Origin of the sequence: Ancylobacter amanitiformis (assembly GCF_030814815.1) — a bacterium.
Taxonomy (GTDB): Bacteria; Pseudomonadota; Alphaproteobacteria; order Rhizobiales; family Xanthobacteraceae; genus Ancylobacter; species Ancylobacter amanitiformis.
Window position 1 is genome coordinate 13,123 of sequence record NZ_JAUSVR010000006.1, and the last position, 16,541, is coordinate 29,663.

The 16,541-nt window shown below is 69.3% G+C and carries 20 protein-coding genes and 1 pseudogene; 9 read left to right on the top strand and 12 right to left on the bottom strand.

The window, feature by feature from the left end:
* The first annotated feature begins 148 nt into the window (after positions 1–148).
* Positions 149–373: a DUF2093 domain-containing protein gene (locus QOZ99_RS10690; RefSeq protein WP_306889960.1), complete on the top strand. Its 225-nt coding sequence runs from the start codon at positions 149–151 to the stop codon at positions 371–373.
* A 33-nt stretch (positions 374–406) separates the two neighbouring features.
* On the opposite strand, the gene lpxK is transcribed toward QOZ99_RS10690, so the two are convergent.
* Genes lpxK through QOZ99_RS10715 form a run of 5 tightly spaced genes read right to left on the bottom strand, consistent with a single transcriptional unit; the run spans position 407 to position 4,497 of the window.
* The gene (gene lpxK, locus QOZ99_RS10695) at positions 407–1,411 is read right to left on the bottom strand and encodes a tetraacyldisaccharide 4'-kinase (RefSeq protein ID WP_306889961.1); all 1,005 of its coding nucleotides are present in this window, start codon (positions 1,409–1,411) and stop codon (positions 407–409) included.
* Positions 1,412–1,416: 5 nt separating this feature from the next.
* Positions 1,417–2,712, bottom strand: coding sequence for a 3-deoxy-D-manno-octulosonic acid transferase (locus QOZ99_RS10700; RefSeq protein ID WP_306889962.1), 1,296 nt, complete (start codon positions 2,710–2,712; stop codon positions 1,417–1,419).
* Positions 2,705–3,418 carry a lysophospholipid acyltransferase family protein gene (locus tag QOZ99_RS10705; protein WP_306889963.1) on the bottom strand — a complete coding sequence of 238 codons (714 nt, stop codon included), beginning with the start codon at positions 3,416–3,418 and terminating at the stop codon, positions 2,705–2,707. Before QOZ99_RS10705 ends, QOZ99_RS10700 begins: the two co-directional genes overlap by 8 nt.
* An 18-nt stretch (positions 3,419–3,436) precedes the next feature.
* Positions 3,437–3,673, bottom strand: coding sequence for a DUF4170 domain-containing protein (locus QOZ99_RS10710; RefSeq protein WP_306889964.1), 237 nt, complete (start codon positions 3,671–3,673; stop codon positions 3,437–3,439).
* A gap of 56 nt (positions 3,674–3,729) precedes the next feature.
* Positions 3,730–4,497 carry a 3'(2'),5'-bisphosphate nucleotidase CysQ gene (locus QOZ99_RS10715; protein WP_306890186.1) on the bottom strand — a complete coding sequence of 256 codons (768 nt, stop codon included), beginning with the start codon at positions 4,495–4,497 and terminating at the stop codon, positions 3,730–3,732.
* 348 nt (positions 4,498–4,845) lie between these two features.
* Here QOZ99_RS10715 and QOZ99_RS10720 point away from each other — a divergent pair, with 348 nt between their 5' ends.
* The gene (locus QOZ99_RS10720) at positions 4,846–5,445 is read left to right on the top strand and encodes a DUF6101 family protein (protein WP_306889965.1); all 600 of its coding nucleotides are present in this window, start codon (positions 4,846–4,848) and stop codon (positions 5,443–5,445) included.
* 212 nt (positions 5,446–5,657) lie between these two features.
* Positions 5,658–6,008: a hypothetical protein gene (locus QOZ99_RS10725; RefSeq protein ID WP_306889966.1), complete on the top strand. Its 351-nt coding sequence runs from the start codon at positions 5,658–5,660 to the stop codon at positions 6,006–6,008.
* A gap of 135 nt (positions 6,009–6,143) precedes the next feature.
* Here the strand turns inward: QOZ99_RS10725 and QOZ99_RS10730 are convergent, their stop codons facing one another.
* On the bottom strand, positions 6,144–6,824 hold the full coding sequence (locus QOZ99_RS10730) for a YoaK family protein (RefSeq protein ID WP_306889967.1): 681 nt from the start codon (positions 6,822–6,824) through the stop codon (positions 6,144–6,146).
* Between the two features lie 113 nt (positions 6,825–6,937).
* Positions 6,938–7,327: a hypothetical protein gene (locus QOZ99_RS10735; protein ID WP_306889968.1), complete on the bottom strand. Its 390-nt coding sequence runs from the start codon at positions 7,325–7,327 to the stop codon at positions 6,938–6,940.
* Positions 7,328–7,515: 188 nt separating this feature from the next.
* On the opposite strand from QOZ99_RS10735, the gene QOZ99_RS10740 reads away from it, so the two are divergent.
* Positions 7,516–8,211: a TIGR00266 family protein gene (locus QOZ99_RS10740; protein WP_306889969.1), complete on the top strand. Its 696-nt coding sequence runs from the start codon at positions 7,516–7,518 to the stop codon at positions 8,209–8,211.
* A 14-nt stretch (positions 8,212–8,225) separates the two neighbouring features.
* Positions 8,226–8,891 (top strand): annotated as a pseudogene (locus tag QOZ99_RS10745) (glutathione S-transferase family protein); the annotation flags it as partial.
* A 19-nt stretch (positions 8,892–8,910) separates the two neighbouring features.
* Here the strand turns inward: QOZ99_RS10745 and QOZ99_RS10750 are convergent.
* From QOZ99_RS10750 to QOZ99_RS10760, 3 genes are read right to left on the bottom strand one after another with little or no spacing between them, the layout of a single operon-like run.
* On the bottom strand, positions 8,911–9,456 hold the full coding sequence (locus QOZ99_RS10750; protein WP_306889970.1) for a chromate transporter: 546 nt from the start codon (positions 9,454–9,456) through the stop codon (positions 8,911–8,913).
* The gene (locus QOZ99_RS10755; RefSeq protein WP_306889971.1) at positions 9,453–10,106 is read right to left on the bottom strand and encodes a chromate transporter; all 654 of its coding nucleotides are present in this window, start codon (positions 10,104–10,106) and stop codon (positions 9,453–9,455) included. Before QOZ99_RS10755 ends, QOZ99_RS10750 begins: the two co-directional genes overlap by 4 nt.
* A 10-nt stretch (positions 10,107–10,116) precedes the next feature.
* Positions 10,117–10,956: a hypothetical protein gene (locus QOZ99_RS10760; RefSeq protein ID WP_306889972.1), complete on the bottom strand. Its 840-nt coding sequence runs from the start codon at positions 10,954–10,956 to the stop codon at positions 10,117–10,119.
* Positions 10,957–11,147: 191 nt separating this feature from the next.
* Here QOZ99_RS10760 and tal point away from each other — a divergent pair, with 191 nt between their 5' ends.
* Positions 11,148–12,110: a transaldolase gene (gene tal, locus QOZ99_RS10765; RefSeq protein WP_306889973.1), complete on the top strand. Its 963-nt coding sequence runs from the start codon at positions 11,148–11,150 to the stop codon at positions 12,108–12,110.
* Positions 12,111–12,149: 39 nt separating this feature from the next.
* Positions 12,150–12,908 carry a sulfite exporter TauE/SafE family protein gene (locus QOZ99_RS10770; protein WP_306889974.1) on the top strand — a complete coding sequence of 253 codons (759 nt, stop codon included), beginning with the start codon at positions 12,150–12,152 and terminating at the stop codon, positions 12,906–12,908.
* Here QOZ99_RS10770 and QOZ99_RS10775 read toward each other — a convergent pair whose 3' ends face one another.
* Positions 12,909–14,150 (bottom strand): MFS transporter, encoded by a 1,242-nt coding sequence (locus QOZ99_RS10775; RefSeq protein WP_306889975.1) that lies wholly within the window; start codon positions 14,148–14,150, stop codon positions 12,909–12,911. It lies immediately after the preceding gene.
* A gap of 14 nt (positions 14,151–14,164) precedes the next feature.
* Positions 14,165–15,367 (bottom strand): M20 aminoacylase family protein, encoded by a 1,203-nt coding sequence (locus tag QOZ99_RS10780; RefSeq protein ID WP_306889976.1) that lies wholly within the window; start codon positions 15,365–15,367, stop codon positions 14,165–14,167.
* Between the two features lie 267 nt (positions 15,368–15,634).
* Here QOZ99_RS10780 and QOZ99_RS10785 point away from each other — a divergent pair, with 267 nt between their 5' ends.
* On the top strand, positions 15,635–16,141 hold the full coding sequence (locus QOZ99_RS10785) for a YciE/YciF ferroxidase family protein (RefSeq protein WP_306889977.1): 507 nt from the start codon (positions 15,635–15,637) through the stop codon (positions 16,139–16,141).
* Between the two features lie 174 nt (positions 16,142–16,315).
* A complete protein-coding gene (locus QOZ99_RS10790; RefSeq protein WP_306889978.1) occupies positions 16,316–16,522 on the top strand; it encodes a DUF3008 family protein in 207 nt (68 codons plus the stop codon).
* Positions 16,523–16,541: the final 19 nt, after the last annotated feature.

Sequence of the window (16,541 nt, forward strand, 5' to 3'; positions counted from 1 at the left end):
TTTCAATGATGCAGAGCGGTTGCGTTTCCGGGTCTGCATCTCCGGGTCCGCGTCTCCGGGCCTGCGTCTCGCCTGCGCAGGGCGCTTGCCCGACAGGCCCTGGTCTCTCTATGGTGTGCCCCGTCAACCAACAAGGAGGAGCGGCATCATGAACCGCTTCGAGCGTTTCTCCGCCTCGGGTGAAGCCGAGGTGCGTTATCTCGATGGCGACTTCCGGGTCGTGCGTCCGGGCACATTCGTACGCTGCGCGGTGACCGGCCAGCCGATTCCGCTCGACGAACTGCGCTACTGGAGCGTCGATCTGCAGGAAGCCTATGCGAGCCCGCAGGCCGTGCTCGCCCGGATGCACCCGGACCGCGTGCGCCCGGGCTGACGGCCGCGCCGGGCGCCGGCGCGTCGGGCCGGTTCAGCCGAGGATGCCGGACAGCATGTGGTCGAGCGCCTTGACGCTCTGCGGTTCGAGCGCAAGGCGCACCGGCAGCACCTCCGACGCGTCGAGCAGCTTTTCCCCCACCTCCGTGCCGGCGAGCCGGACCGCGTCCTTCTCCGTTGTCACCAGCGTGAGGTCGTGGGACCTGGCCTCGGCCAGCAGGCCGGCCACCTCGGCCAGCGTGTACACGTGGTGGTCGGGAAAGGGGCGGGTGAGGATGGGCAGCACGCCGAGCGCGCGCAGCGTCTCGAAGAACTTGGCTGGCCGGCCGATGCCCGCATAGGCCAGCACGCGCCGGCCGAACAGCCGGGCCACCGCCTGGGCATCCGGGGCGAGCCGCCCGCGCAGCACCACCACGCCCGCGCCATAGCCGTCGCGCGCCACCCGCTCGCCGGGCGCGCCCTCGCCGACCACGAGCAGCGCCTGTGCGTGCTCCAGCTGGGGGCCGAGCGGGGCGCGCAGCGGGCCGGCGGGCACGCACAGGCCATTGCCGACCCCGACCCCGGCATCGACCACGAGGATGGACAGCGCCTTGGCCAGCGCCGGGTTCTGGAACCCGTCATCCATCACGACGACATCGGCGCCGTCCTGGGCGGCGAACTGGGCGCCGGCGAGGCGGTCGCGCGCCACATAGGTCGGCGCCACGCGCGCGATCAGCAGCGGCTCGTCGCCGACATCGCGCGCCTGGTGCAGCAGCGGGTCCACCTGCACCGGGCCACGCTCGCGCCCGCCATAGCCCCGCGTGAGCACGCAGGGACGGTGCTTGGCGGCGATCAGGCGACGGGCGAGATGGATCACCGTCGGCGTCTTGCCGGCGCCGCCCACGGTCGGGTTGCCGATGCAGATGACGGGAATGCCGACCTCCGAGCCCGCCGCCTTCAGGCGCGCCAGGGTCACCGCGCCCAGCGCGGCGCCGAGCGGCGCCAGCAGCCGCGCCGTCGTGCTCGGCTCGCGTCGCCACCAGAAGTCGGGCGCGTGCATGTTCCTCAGCGCCTCTCCAGTCGGATCTGCACCAGATAGGGATCGATGGCGGCGAGGGACCGGTCCAGGGCGCCGCCGAAGCTCTCGATGGTCGCCTGCGCGGCCTCCACCATGTGCTGACGCGCCGCGCCATCCGTCAACAGCGTGAAGCTTGCGGCGGCCAGCGAGGGCGCGTCGCTCACCATCGCGGCGCCCTCGCCGGCGTCCAGCGCGCGGTAGAGATCGTCGAAATTTGTGGTGTGCGGCCCGTGCAGGATGGCGAGGTCGAGCTTGATCGGCTCGATCGGGTTCTGCCCGCCCTTGCGCGCCAGCGAGCCGCCGAGCAGCGCCACCCGGCCCAGCCGGTAGAACAGGCCGAGCTCGCCGATCGTGTCGGCGATGTAGATGGCGGTGCCCCGGTCCGGCAGGTAGCCGTCGCTGCGCAGCACCGCCGGGCAACCCGCCTCATTGGCGAGCCGCGCCACCTCGGGCCCGCGCTCGGGATGGCGCGGGGCGATGACGGTGATGAGGCCCGGCACGCGTTCGGCGAGCTGCCGATGCGCCTCGATGACGATTTCCTCCTCGCCCGGATGGGTGGAGGCGGCGACCAGCGCGGTGCGCCCGGCCGTGGCATAGCGCAGCCTGTCGAAGGCGATGATGTCGACCGGCGGCGGCGGGGAATCGAATTTCAGGTTGCCGGTGACGACCACGCGGGGCGCCCCCAGCTGCTTCAGCCGGGCGCCGTCGTCGGGCGCCTGGGCAAGGCACAGATCCACCCGGCCGAGAAGGGCGCCGGCGCTCGACCCGACCCTCTGCCAGCTGGCGAAGGATTTCGGCGACATGCGCGCATTGACCAGCACCAGCGGAATGCGGCGGGCATTCACCTCCAGGATGAGGTTGGGCCACAGCTCGGATTCGACCAGCAGCACCAGGTCCGGCCGCCAGTGCTTGAGGAAGCGGCGCACGAACAGGGGTGAATCCAGCGGCACGAACTGGTGCACCACATCCGGCGGCAGCCGCGTGGCGGCGAGCCGGGCCGAGGTCACGGTACCGGAGGTGAGCAGCACCTTGAAGCCGCGCCCGCGCAGCCGGTCGATCAGCGGCAGCACCGCCAGCATCTCGCCGACGCTCGCCCCGTGCAGCCAGATGAGCGGTCCCTTCGGGCGCGCCGCGCTCGCCCGCCCGTAGCGTTCGCGCATGCGCCCCCGCTCCTCCTTGCCGCGCTTCAGCCGGCGCCACAGCAGCAGCCCGATGAACGGCGTCGCCAGCCAGGTCGCGAAACGGTAGAGGCGTACGAGCAGGGTGGTCGGCGCCCTAGCCATGCGTGTGGCCACCGGGCGCGGCGGGACGGCCGACCAGTTCCTCGGCGCGGGCCGTGGCGGCTTCGAGCTGGCGCTGCACCTCGCGGCGATGGATCTCCAGTTCCTCGGTGCCCGCATCGAACGGCACGCGCACCCCGTCGCCGGCCACGACGGCGGCGCGGCCGAAGGGCAGGTGGATGGCGGCGCGGTCCCAGCTGCGGGCGAGGATGCGGTTCGAGGTCGCGATCGCCACCGGATAGATCGGCCGGCCGGAATGCTTGGCGAGCGTGACGACGCCGAGGCCGGCGATGCGGGAGATCTTCGGAACGTCGGCGGTCATCGCGACATTGGTGCCCTCGGAGAGGTGACGCAGCATCTCCACCGTCGCGTTCAGGCCCCCTTTGGTGCGGAAATCGCGGCCCTGCGCGCCCGAGCCGCGCACCGTGCCGATGCCGAGCGCCTCGGCGGCGATGGCGTTCACATCCGCGTCGGCACTGCGCGAAATCATCACGCGCGCCTTGTGGTACGGCTTGATCAGGAACGGGGTGAGGAAATGCTGGCCATGCCAGAAGGTGAGGATCATCGGCACCTGCACGTCGGCGCGCGCGTACAGGTCGAAGGGCTCCATCACCACATCTTGGGTTCGCCAGACGAAACGCAGATAGGACGCCATGCCGCGCCCGAGCACGGTTCGCACTACCTGCGAGGAGCGCAGCTTACGCCACATATGTCTGATGCCGGCGCGTCAGCTGGCAGGGGTGCTGGCTTCCGGGTCCAGCAGCCGATGCAGGTGAACGACGAAATAGCGCATCTGGGCGTTGTCGACGGTCTGCTGCGCCTTCGCCTTCCAGGCGGCGTGGGCGGTCGCATAGTTCGGGAAGATCCCGACCAGGTCGAGCTTGTCGAGATCCTTGAAGGTCACGCCGTCGAGCTTTTCGAGTTCGCCGCCGAAGACAAGGTGAAGGAGCTGGGGGTTCGTCATGGTCTCGATTGCTGCCGTTGTTTGCGATCCGCGTGGCTCGCCCTGCGCCTCCGCCGTCAGCGCGCCGCGTCCAGAAGGGACGGGTACAGCCGGGGCCCCGCCGAGACCAGTGCCCCGTGCCGCGGAACCGGTGCATTATAGGCGAGAGCCAAGCCGTCGAGCGTCGTCAGGCGTCCACCCGCTTCGTGCACCAAAAGGTCGGCGGCGGCAAGATCCCAGTCGTGTCCGTTAGGGGAAGCGAAGGCGGCATCCAGCTCGCCGGTGGCCACCCGCGCGATGCGCAAGGCCAGCGAGCGGATGCGCGTGACCCGGCGCAGCGGCGCAAGCGGGGCGATCCGCCCGTCAATATGGTTGAGCCAGGGGGCAGGGCCGTCGGCCAGCGCGCCCGATACCGTGCCGGCCTGCGAGGCCCGGATCGGCTGGCCGTTGCGCGTCGCCCCACCCCCGCGCACGGCGATGAACAATTCCTCGGTGAGGGGGGCGAACAGCGCGCCGGCGATCGGCCGCCCGTCCTCCACCAGCGCCGCCTCGACGCACCAGTCGGACCCGCCGGCCATGTAGGCGCGCGTCCCGTCGATCGGGTCGACGATCCACACCCGCCGTCGCGCCAGCCGCGAGGGCTCGTCCACCGTCTCCTCGGACAGCCAGCCATAGGTGGGGGAGAGCCGGCCGAGGCGCTCGCGCAGCATCCGGTCGACGGCGATGTCCGCTTCGGTGACCGGCGAATCATTGTGCTTCGACCAGGATTTGACGCCCGCGCGAAACATCTCCACCGCCACCGCGCCGGCCGCCACCACGGCTTCCGCGAGGTGCTGCGCCGCCATGGCCGGCTCGGCGAGCGGATCGGCGAGCGGATCGGGCGTCGGCGTGTGGGGCAGGTGCTGCGGCTCGGCGAAGGGCGCGCGGCGATCGGCGGGGGAGGGGGCGGAACTGTCGGTCATGGCCGGGGCATAAGCGCTGAGGCTGGTGGCGGCAATGGGGCATATCGTCGGAGAGCCGCCCGGTGACAAGGTTTCGTCAAGCATGGCAGCGGAAAGCTCGCCGGGATCCGCCCGCCGAGAATCGTCAACCATGTCCCTTAAGCGGGCGGGGGGAGGGCCGCGCCTAGGGTTCGCCCAGTGACCGGGGCCGTCAGAGCCTGAAAACCGGCAGGGATGAACATGATGCGTCAGATGAGAGCGGAGGCGCGCTCCGCGTGCCCGACCGAACCACGTCCGGCCTATCCCTTTGTTGCGCTGGAGCGTCCGTCCGGCGCCGGGGAGTGGCCCATCGCCTTCCAGTCGCTCGATCCGGGCGCCGATAACGGCGTGCGGCTGATCGAGCTGCACCGCGACCACCTGGTGCTGCGCCGTCGCGTGGCGGGTGTGCCGATGAAGCTCCGGCTGGACCTCTCCGCCTATGAGGGCCTCGCGGTGGCCCTGCTCGATCCGGAGGGCGAGGGCGAGGGTGTCGCCATCGTGCTGGTGCATGCCGATCCCGGCCTGTGCGTGACGCTCTATTCCGCCCCGCATATCGACGACGTGGTCGCCGAATGGCGGCGCTGGACCGCCGATCTCGGCCTGCCCATGCTGGTGACGGAGGAGGACGGCACGCGCCACCCGGCCTATGCGATGATCGGGCGGCTGTCGGTCGGCACCAGCGGCGCGCGGCGCCGCCGCCGCGGCGCTTTGAAGCACCGCCGCCCGACCGTTTTCCGCCGTCGCGCCCCGGGCCGGCCCGTGGCCGGGCTGGCCGTGCATCGCGGCGAGCGCGAACTGATCGCCCGCGAATGAGCCGGCCGGCAGGTTGTGCTCGCAATGTCATGGTGCAAACGTCATGCTGCAAACGTCATGCTCGACGCGCCGGGCTCGAAACGAGGCGGCGCTTCCTGCTAGACTGACGTGGCATTCGATACCGACTTGGCGTTCGATATTGACTTGGCGTTCCAGACCGACTTGGCGTTATCCCTGATTTCCCCGCGACCGCCCGTGTCCAGAGAGGCACCATGAAGCACACGCTGTCCATCACCCTGACCCTTTTCCTGCTTGGCGCGGCACCGGCCGCCATGGCCGGGCCCTGCGAACAGGCGGTCAAGGATACCCAGGCGGCCCTGGATCGCGTGATTGCCGACATCGCGGCGCTCTCGCCGACAGCGCCGGAGAGCGAAGGCGCGCTGCTCAGCCATGATCCCTCTCCGGAGGGCATCGCCAAGGAGGAAGCCGAGCTTGGCGACGGCGTGGCGCCCGAGAAGGCGCTGGAAGCGCTGGAACGCGCCCGCACCGCGGCCGCGGCTGGCGACGAGGATGGCTGCCAGAAATACGTTGCCGCCGCGCGCGACGCGATCGGTCTTCAGTAGCGCCGGACGCCCGGAGCGGGCGCCCGCATTCGTGCGCGGACAAACGCGCCCGTCTCGGGAAGCACGCTATGTGACGGCACCGGTGAAGGCCGGCCCTTGGCGGGTGGGAGCCGCCGCGCGCGGGGGCAGTGGGGCTCAATCGCCCCCTTGTGCGGCGAACGGCTGGATGATGTGGTCGTGAAAGGCGTAGGCGGTCAGCGCCAGCGCCGCCAGCAGCAGGCAGGCGCCGCCAACCGCCGGGCTGAGGCCCACCCCATGCAGCATGACCGCCCCGAGCGCGGCGCCGCTGACGAAAGTGACCCACGAGAACGCGTAGAGCGAAGCCTCCTTCGGGCCCTCCTTGCCGGCCATCCTGCGCGCCAGCGCCTGCCCGCAGCTGACCAGCGCGCCGGTGACGAAGCTCTTGCCGATATCGGCGCCGGCGATCACCTGATGCACGTTGTTCTGCATGCCCATGGCGGTGGCGATCGGCAGCAGGGCAAGGAAGCCGACGCCCGCGAGCGTCAGCACCGTCGCCAGCGCGAACAACGCCACCTCGGTGGAGAGCACCGCCACCAGCTTCCAGTCGCCGACGGCGTCGCAGACCACGGCGCCCAGAAAGGCGCCGAGGATGAAACTTCCGATGACGCCGATCGTGAAGGCGACATGGGCCCAGTCCGCCCCGGCGATCTGGATGCCGAGCCGCGTGCTGTTGCCGCTCATGAACGACACGTAGAGCCCGCCGAGCTGGGTATAGCCGACCGCGTCGACGAAGCCGGCGATCAGCGTCGCGAAGGTGGCGAAGATGAACGGGCGGATGCTGACGGGCTTGGACATGGGCAAAAATCCGGGCAAAAATCCGGACACGTGTCCGTGGCGCGGGGGATGGCGGGAGAAGATAAGGGCGCCTCGCGGCGCCCTTCACAGGTTCGACGATGGCACGCGCGGGCTCAGGGGCAGACGTGAACCCACGCCCCGCCCCAGTTGCGCCGCCAGAAGCAGTCCGGCCGCACCGGCGGGCCCCAGGCGCGGGCATAGGGCGGCACGTACCAGTTGGTATAGTTGGGCCGCCAGGCGCAGCGCCACGGACCGCAGACCCACCGCACGTTCTCGGTGAGCGGGGCGGCGGCGGGCAGGGCGGTGCCGAGCACCGGACCGGCGACACCGGCCTGGGCCGGCGTACCGGCCATGCCCGTCACACCAAGCGCGGCGAGCGCCAGCGCGGCGGCGAACAGGGACTTGCGCAGACTTTTGCGCAGACCGGATGCGCGAGGGGCGGATGCACGGGTGGGCGACGTATCGGCACGAGACGTTTCGCAAGTCACGGCGAACTGGGGCATGGATCACTCCCGAGCGATTTAACCTGACACCCCACGATATCACGCGCCAAACCCGACGCTATGCCTAAGCCCCTGCGGCAATGGAAATATTTCGGCGGCAGACTGGATTGTAGCGTCTCCCTTGCCCTAAGCTTTCGCATTCGCCGCTCCATGCCACATGCCTGCCCCGGCCGTTTCAGGAGACACTCATGCGCTCGAAGATCATCGGCACCGTGCTTCCCGTCCTGGAGATCGGTCTGGAGCCGGGAGAATCGGTTGTCGGCGTGCCTGACCAGCTCTCCTGGATGTCGGGCGACGTGACGCTGACGACCTCGACCTCGGGCGCGGGGGGAGGCGGCCTGTTCGGGCTGGTGAGCCGCGCCGTCTCGGGCGGCGGGCTGTTCATGACCGAGTTCGCGGCCCAGCGCGGCCCGGGCAATGTCGCCTTCGCCGCCAAGCTGCCGGGCAGCATCGTCGAGGTCGAGGTGAGCCCCGGGCGCGGCTATCTCGTGCACCGCCACGGCTTCGTCTGCGGCACGCCGGGCATCGAGGTGGCGAGTGCGTTCCAGCAATCGCTGGGCGGAGCGGTGTTCGGCGGCGAGGGCTTCATCCTGCAGAAGCTCTCGGGCAGCGCCAAGGCGTGGATCGAGGTGGGCGGCGAGATCGTGACCTATGATCTCCAGCCCGGCCAGTTCCTGCTGGTGCATCCCGGCCATGTCGGCTTCTTCGAGGAGAGCGTGTCCTTCGAACTCACCGCCCTGCGCGGCATCAGGAATGCGCTGTTCGGTGGTGACGGGCTGTTCCTGGTGAAGCTGTCCGGGCCCGGCAAGGTGTGGCTGCAGACGCTGACGGCCCCCGGCCTCGCCCACACGATCAGCCCCTATCTGCCGCCGAGGCAGGGATGACGATTGGGGCAGGGATGACGACAGCGGAGGGAGAGGCCGCGAGCCCTCCCGCCGCCCGCCCGCGCGTGTTCGGCGCGGCCTACAGCGTCTATGTCCGCATCGCGCGGCTGGCGCTGGCGGAAAAGGGGATCGAGCATGAACTGGTCCCCGTCGATGTCTTCGCCGCCGAAGGGGTGCCGCCCGGCTATCTCGACCGGCAGCCCTTCGGCCGCATCCCGGCCTTCGAACACGGCGATTTCACCCTCTACGAGACCGCGGCCATTGTCCGCTATGTCGACGAGGCCTTTGACGGCCCGTCGCTCCAGCCGGTGGACCTGCGCCAGCGCGCCCGCTGCAACCAGATCCTCAGCATCGCCGATGCCTATGCCTATCCCAGCCTTGTCTGGGGAATCTATGTGGAGCGCGTGGCGCGGCCGGCGGAGGGCGTTGCCGCCAATGAGGCACGGATTGCCGCCGCCCTTCCGCGCGCGCGGACCTGCCTCGCGGCGATGTACGATCTCATGGGCGGGAATGTCTGGCTCGCGGGTGCCGCGCTGTCGCTGGCCGATCTCTATCTCGCGGCGATGATCGATTATTTCGTGCAGGCGCCGGAGGGGCGGGCGATGCTCGCCGAATATGAGCGGCTGGCCGCGTGGTGGTCCCGCATGGCCGTGCGTCGATCGATGGAGGCGACCCGGCCCGATGAGCCGGCGGCGGGCCTCACGGCATGCCGGCGCCGGTGCGGCTCAGCAGGAGGAGGCCGACCACCCCGCCGCCGAGCACGAAGAAGGCCGGGTTCACCTTCTTGATGAAATACACCCCGATGAACGCGCCGATGGCGATGGCGACGGTAAGCGAGCCGTCGATCGCGGTGCGGGCGATGGAAATGGCGCCGGCCGCCATCAGGCCGATCACCATCGGCGCCATGCCGAGCTGCAGCGAGCGCCGCCATGGCGAGCCTTCGAAATGGTCCCACACCCGTGAGGCGCCCCACGAGATGACGCCCGAGGGCACGAAGAAGCCGAGATAGGCGAGAAGGGCGCCGAGATAGCCGGTGACATGATAGCCGATCACCAGCACCATCAGCATGTTCGGTCCGGGCACCACCTGGCCGAGGCCGTATATGTCGCGGAACTGGTCGTCGGTCAGCCAGTGATGGGTGTCCACCACCAGCATCTTGGTCTCCGGCAGCACCGCCGCGCCGCCGCCCACCGCCAGCACGGACAGCAGCGAGAAGACGCCGAGGACGGAAAGATTCTCGCTCATGCGCGGGGGCCTGCGGGGTCGGAGGGGGCGGCGCCGTCGTCGCGGCGGGGCCGGTAGATCAGCACGGCCGCCGGCCCGACGGTGAGCAGCACCCAGAGCAGCGAGATGTGCAGGAAGCTCACCATCGCAATGGTGATCAGGATGATGGCGGCGTCGATCAGCCCGCCGAACTGCTTGCGGCCGATCTGCAGCGTCACCGCCGTGAGCATGCCGACCGCCGCCGCGCCGACCCCCACCAGCGTCGCGTTCACATAGGGGTTGCTGGCATTGGAGGCGTAGAGCACGCCCAGGATCATCACGAGGCTGGCACCCGGCAGGGTGACACCGAGAAAGGCGACCACCGCGCCCGCCACGCCGCGCAGCCGGTCGCCGACGATGATGCTCATGTTGGTGGCGTTGAGGCCCGGCAGCGCCTGGGAAATCTCCAGCGCCGACATGAAGTGCTCCTCGTCGAGCCAGCGCTTGCGAATGACCAGGCCGGCCCTGAGATAGGCCACCACGCCGCCGCCAAAGCTGGTGGCGCCGATGACCAGAAAGGTGAGGAAGATTTCCCACAGCGGCACGCCGCGCGGAAGGACATAGGCCGCCTCGCCGGCCGCCTCGCCGGCTCCCTTGGCGGGCCCGCCCGCTTCATCCGCGGTCGATCTCATGATGCGCGGTTCATTCGTGGCTGGAGACGAACTGCTTGCCGAAATTGTACACCAGCGCCGTCTTGGTGGCGCCGAGCTTCACCCATTCGGGCGCGCGGGTCTGGATCGCCTTGAAGAATTCCTCCGAGCGCGCGCGGGCCTTGGCGTGCACCGTGTCGTAGCGGTCGAACTTCGCCTGGAAGGCGAACTCGCCGATGATCGAGGTCTCGGTCGCGCGGTCACGCCATACCGCGATGGTGGCCTTGGCGACGAATTCGTGGCCGAAATCGAAGGAGCCGACATTCACCTGCACCTCCTCGACGGGCAGGTTGTTCACCAGCGAGACCTTCTCGTCCGCATGCGCCGGGCAATGCTCGCGCAGCACCGGGAACACGGTGGAAATCCGCTCCAGCCCCTCGTCCAGCACCAGGCCGGGGGTCAGTAGCACGCAATTATGCGAGTAGAGCGAGCGCATGCCCCCGAGGCTGTCCTTCAGCGGCAGCAGTTCTTCCTTGAACTTGATGTTGGCCGAGCCGCTCAGATGCGGCGTCACGTCGATGGCCGAGGCTGCGTCCAGATCGGGATGACGGAACTTGAAGGTCAGCTCGTGCTCGTGCTCGGGCCAGCCATCCGTATAGAAGGTGCGTTTGCGCAGAATGAAGGCGTTGCGATAGAGGTCGCTGTCGGGCGTGTCGTAGAACAGCACCTCGCGGACCTGGCGCTTGAAGCCGTCCTTCGCGGTGGTGACGCCCACCTTGAATTCAGGGGCGATCAGGCACAGCTTGTGCCAGAAGACCTCGAACTGATGGGGATCGAAGAACCGCTCCGGGCGGAGCAGGATCTTGTACTCACGATAGTGAATATCGTCCATGGATGTCTCGAAGGCACCTGTCACGAGGCTGTATTAGGGTTTACGCTTACTGCGAAATCGCCACAAGGGCATCTTCACGCTTGAGGCCGAGGCGGGCGGTCGCGGCGTGACGGCACAGGATGCCGGCGCCGCGGAAGCGTCCCGTCGGCGGGGTCTGGGGCCGGGATGTCCGCAAGAAGAGAGGCCGCACCATGCCGTCCAAGCTCGACCAACTGCGTTCCATGACCGTCGTCGTCTCCGATACCGGCGACATTGAAACCGTCCGGCGGCTCAAGCCGCAGGATTGTACCACCAATCCGACCCTGCTGCTCAAGGCGGCCGAGATGCCCGCCTATGCCCATCTCGTCGACGAGGCGATCGACTGGGGCCGCGCGCAGGGCGGTGGCGCGGTCCATGCCACCTGTGACCGGCTGGCGCTGAATTTCGGTGCCGAGCTTTCCAAGATCGTGCCCGGCCGCGTCTCCACCGAGGTCGACGCCGACCTGTCCTTCGACACCGCCGCGACGCTGGACAAGGCCCGCGCCTTCATCAACGCCTATGAGGCGCGCGGCGTCGGCCGCGAGCGCATCCTCATCAAGGTGGCGTCCACCTGGGAGGGCATCCGCGCCGCCGAGGTGCTGCAGAAGGAAGGCATCGACTGCAACCTCACGCTGCTGTTCTCGCTCACCCAGGCGGTGGCGGCGGCCGATGCGGGCGCCTTCCTCATCTCGCCCTTCGTCGGGCGCATTCTCGACTGGCATGTCAAGGCGGGCGAGGGGCCGTTCACCGCCGAGACCGATCCGGGCGTCACCTCGGTGCGGCAGATCTATGCCTATTACAAGAAATACGGCATCTCGACCGTCGTGATGGGCGCGTCCTTCCGCAATACCGGCGAGATCGAGGCGCTGGCGGGCTGCGACCGGCTCACCATCGGCCCGGCTCTGCTCGACCAGCTCGCCGCCGACGAGGGCGTGCTGGAGCGCAAGCTCGACGCGTCCAATGTCGCCGAGGCACCGGCCCGGATCGAGCTTGACGAGAAGGCGTTCCGCTTCGCTCTCAACGAGGACCAGATGGCGACGGAGAAGCTCTCCGAAGGCATTCGCCTGTTCGTGAAGGACCTGCGCACCCTGCGCGGGCTCGTCGCCCGGCGGCTGGAAGGCGCGCAGGCGGCCTGATAGAGGAGGGCGCCCGCCCTCCTCACATGCCTGGCTTTGATGACCTCTCCCGAACTCGCCTTCGTGCTGGCTGCCGGCCTCGCCGCCTTCTGCGTCGGCATGGGCAAGGGCGGTGTCCCCATGATCGGCACGCTCGCCGTGCCGATCATGTCGCTCGTCATGCCCCCCATCGCCGCCGCCGGCCTGCTCCTGCCGGTCTATGTCGTCAGCGACATGTTCGGCGTGTGGGCCTACCGGCGCGAATTTTCCGCGCGCGTGCTCGCCATCATCATTCCCGCCGCCGCGCTCGGCGTCGGCATCGGCTGGGCGACCGCCTCCTTCGTCACCGACGCCATGGTCGAGGTGATCATCGGGGTGATCGGCATCGCCTTCTGCCTGGTGCGCTGGTTCGGCACGGCGGGCGCGGTGGCGCGGCCGGCGGATGTGCCGCGCGGCCTGTTCTGGGGCGCCGTCTCGGGCTTCACCAGCTTCGTCACCCATGGCGGGGCGCCGCCCTACCAGATGTACGCGCTGCCGCTGAAGCTGCCGAAAATGGTCTATGCCGGCACCACGACCATCGCCTTTGCCGCCATCAACGCGATCAAGCTGGTGCCCTACTGGGCGCTCGGCCAGCTCAACCCCGCCAATCTGAAGGCCACCGCCCTGCTCATGCCGGTGGCGATCGGCGCCACCTTCGTCGGCGTGCAGGTGACGCGCCGCCTGCCGGAGGCGCTGTTCTACCGGCTCATCGTCATCGCCCTGTTCCTGCTCTCGCTGAAGCTGCTGCAGGGCGGGCTGTTCACCCTGCTCGGGCTCTGATCACGCCTCGTCCGTCACCGGCCGGCCGATGGCGGCGGCGGTCCAGAACCCGGCGGCTACCACCAGCGAGGCGGCGATGATCGCCGTCAGCACGGCGTCGTAGCCGCCCGTGGCGGTCCACAGCACGGCGAGGCCGGCGGGGGCCGCCGCGCGGGCGATCAGCGCGGGGAAGGCCAGCGCGCCGTTGACCGCGCCATAGGCGCGCCGGGTCAGCAGTTCCGGCACGATCAGGCCGCGCACGATGGTGATGATGCCGTTGACCGCGCCGAAGGCGAGCGCGAACAGCGCCACGGCGGCGAAGGCGGGCGGCATCAGTTCCAGCGCGAGGAAGGCGAGCGGAAACACCGCGACGATCAGCGAGCCGATCACCCGCACCGGCGCGCGCGGCGCCAGCACGGTGATGGCGATCCGCCCGGCGACCTGCGCCGGCCCGATAATGGCGATGGCGCCCACCACGGCGTGGGTGTCGAAGCCGCGCTCGATCAGCAGCGGGTAGAGATGGAAGGTGAAGCCGGAGAACATCGCGGCATAGGCGGTGAAGGCGACGGCCAGCGCCCAGAACACGGGCTGGCGCAGCGCCTCGCCCACCGCCGAGCGCCGTCCCTCGTCCGGCGCCGCACTGGCAGGCGGGCGGGCGAGATCGCGGGAGGGGTCGATGGCGACGAAATTCGCCGTGCCGCAGATCGCGATGTTGATCGCCGCCATCACCAGCAGCGTCTCGCGCCAGCCGATGCCCTCGATGAGCAGCTGGATCAGCGGAATGAACAGTGTGGAGGCGAAGCCGCCCCACATGGTGAGCGTGGTGATGCCCCCACGCGCCCGCATCGGCCCGGTTCGCCGCGCCACCACCGCGAAGGCGGGATCATACAGCGTGGCCGCCTGCATCGCGCCGATTCCGGCGGCGGCGAGATAGAACAGCACCATGCTGTCGGCCCGCGACCACAGCACGAAGAGCAGCCCGGCCAGCAGCGAGCCGCCGGCCATAATCGCGCGGCCATAGCCCCGGTCGATCCACACGCCCACGGGATAGGCGGCGAGCCCGGCCAGCGCGAGGCCGAGCGTGGCGGCGCCATAGAGCTGGGCCTTCGACCAGCCGAGATCCGTGCTCATCGCCTGCGCGATCAGCGGGAAGCTGTAATAGAGCGTGCCCCACGAGCAGACCTGCCCGATGCCGAGCCCGGACAGGAACAGGCCGCGCGCGCCGGGCAGCGGCTCGGGCGCTGCGGGGGAGGAGACGCCCATGATCGGCCCTCGGCTCAGGCCGCGGGTCGCAGCAGGGAATGCACCAGATTGACCCAGTAGCTGGCTCCGACCGGAAGCAGCGCGTCGTTGAAGTCGTAATGCGCATTGTGCAGGTTGGCGCCGGGCCCGCTGGCGAGGCACAGATAGGCGCCCGGCGCCTTCTCCAGCATATAGGCGAAATCCTCCGCCGCCATGATCGGCTCGAAATCCGCCACCACCGCCCCGGCGCCGGCACCGGCGGTGAGGCGGGCGGCATCGAGCGCGTGGGCGAATTCGGCGCCGTGATTGACCAGCGCGGGATAGCGCCGCTCGTAGCGGATCTCGGCCCTGGCGCCCTGTGCGGCGCACACGCCCTCCACCACCGCGCGGAAGCGCTGCTCCACCAGGTCCCGCACCTCCTTGGTGAAGGTGCGCGCGGTGCCGCGCAGCACCACCTCGTCGGGGATCACGTTCCAGGTGTCGCCGCCATGGATCTGGGTGACGGTGACGACCGCCGCCTCCTGCGGGCTCACTGCGCGCGCCACGATGGACTGGAGCTGCGCCACGACCAGCGATGCCGTGAGCACCGGATCGATGCCGCGCTGGGGCATGGCGGCATGGGCGCCGCGGCCGATCACCTTCACCTCGAAAATGTCGAAGGCGGCGAACATCGGCCCCGGCCGGCCGAGAAAGGTGCCGAACGGCGCGTTCGGCCAGTTATGCAGGCCATAGACCGCCTGCATCGGGAACAGGTCGAACAGGCCCTGCTCGACCATGACCCGCGCGCCGCCCTCGTTCTCCTCGGCCGGCTGGAAGATGAAATGCACCGTGCCGGCGAAATCGGGGTCCGCGCTCAGATGTCGGGCGGCGGCGAGCAGCATGGTCATGTGCCCGTCATGGCCGCAGGCGTGCATCTTGCCGGGGGTGTCGGAGCGCCAGGGCAGGTTGGTGGCCTCGTGAATGTCGAGCGCGTCCATGTCGGCGCGCAGCCCGATGGCTGGCCCCGCGCCGCGCGCGCCCTGCAGCGTCGCCACCAGCCCGGTGCCGGCGAGGCCGCGATGGATGGGCAGGCCGAAGCTCGCGAGCCGGGCGGCCACATAGGCGCTGGTGCGCTGTTCCTCGAAAGCCGTCTCGGGCATGGCGTGCAGCGTGCGTCGCCAGGAGGTGAATTCCTCCGCCGCCTGCGCGAGGGCGGGCAGGATGCCGGGGGCGATGTCGTCGTCGGTTTCATGCTGCATGTGCGGCCCGCCTGACGCTGCGCTGGAACTCGCGCGCTGTATAGGCACCCGCGCCGCTCCGAGGCAAGGGGCGCCGAAAGAGGCGCCGCATCGGGTAACACAAAGGTAGCGGTAAGGACGTGCTGCGCCTCTATTTCGCGGGAAAGGCGAAGGAACGTTGTCCGCTGGTGGGTGTTCTACCTTCCGTGGGCCGCGCCGCGACGGCAGATAAGGCCCCTGATCTAGACATTACGTACATGCCGCACGCTCCATCAGGAGGAAATTACCATGTCAGTGTTCTCGAAAGACATCAAAACCTTCGACGACCTCTTCCTGCATACGCTGCAGGACATCTATTACGCGGAGAAAAAAATCTCCAAGGCTCTGCCGACTATGATCGAGAAGGCGAGCAACAAGCAGCTCAAGGCCGATTTCAAGCATCATCTCGGCGAGACCGAGAATCATATCAAGCGTGTGGAGAAGGTGTTCGAACTCTACGGCGCCAAGGCCAAGACCACCAAGTGCCCGGCCATTGACGGCATTCTCGAGGAGGCCGACGAGGTCGCCGGCGAGGTGGCCGATCCCGAAGTGCTCGACGCCGCGCTGATCGCAGCCGCCCAGGCGGTGGAGCATTACGAGATCACCCGCTACGGCACGCTCGCCGCCTGGGCCAAGCAGCTCGACCGCGCCGACTGCGCGCGCGTGCTGGAGGAGAACCTCGCCGAGGAGAGGAAGGCCGATGCCAAGCTGACCAAGCTGGCGGAATCCAAGATCAATCTGCAGGCCGCCGAATAGGCTGGCCGGCGGGTGGCCGGTGCCGGTGGCGAGGTCTCCCCCTCCGCCGGCGCCGGCCTGCAGCCTTTCCGGTGAGCCCCCGCTCATCGGAGGGGCTGCGGAGCCTTGGCGGTACGCCTCGTCGTGAGCGAGGCGCGCCTCACGCGACACGTTCCATTGCCTGGGAAGGTCGACATGCCCGCGAAATCGAAAGCCCAGCAGAAAGCCGCCGGAGCGGCGCTCGCCGCCAAGCGTGGCGAGACGGCATCGAGCGCGCTCAAGGGCGCCTCGAAGCAGATGGCGCGATCCATGAGCGTCGACGAACTGGCCGAGCTTGCCGCCACGCCGCGCAAGGGCAAGCCCGAGCGCGTCTCCGCCAAGGGCGGCGGGAGCCGTCATTGACCGGAACGAAGCCGGCCGC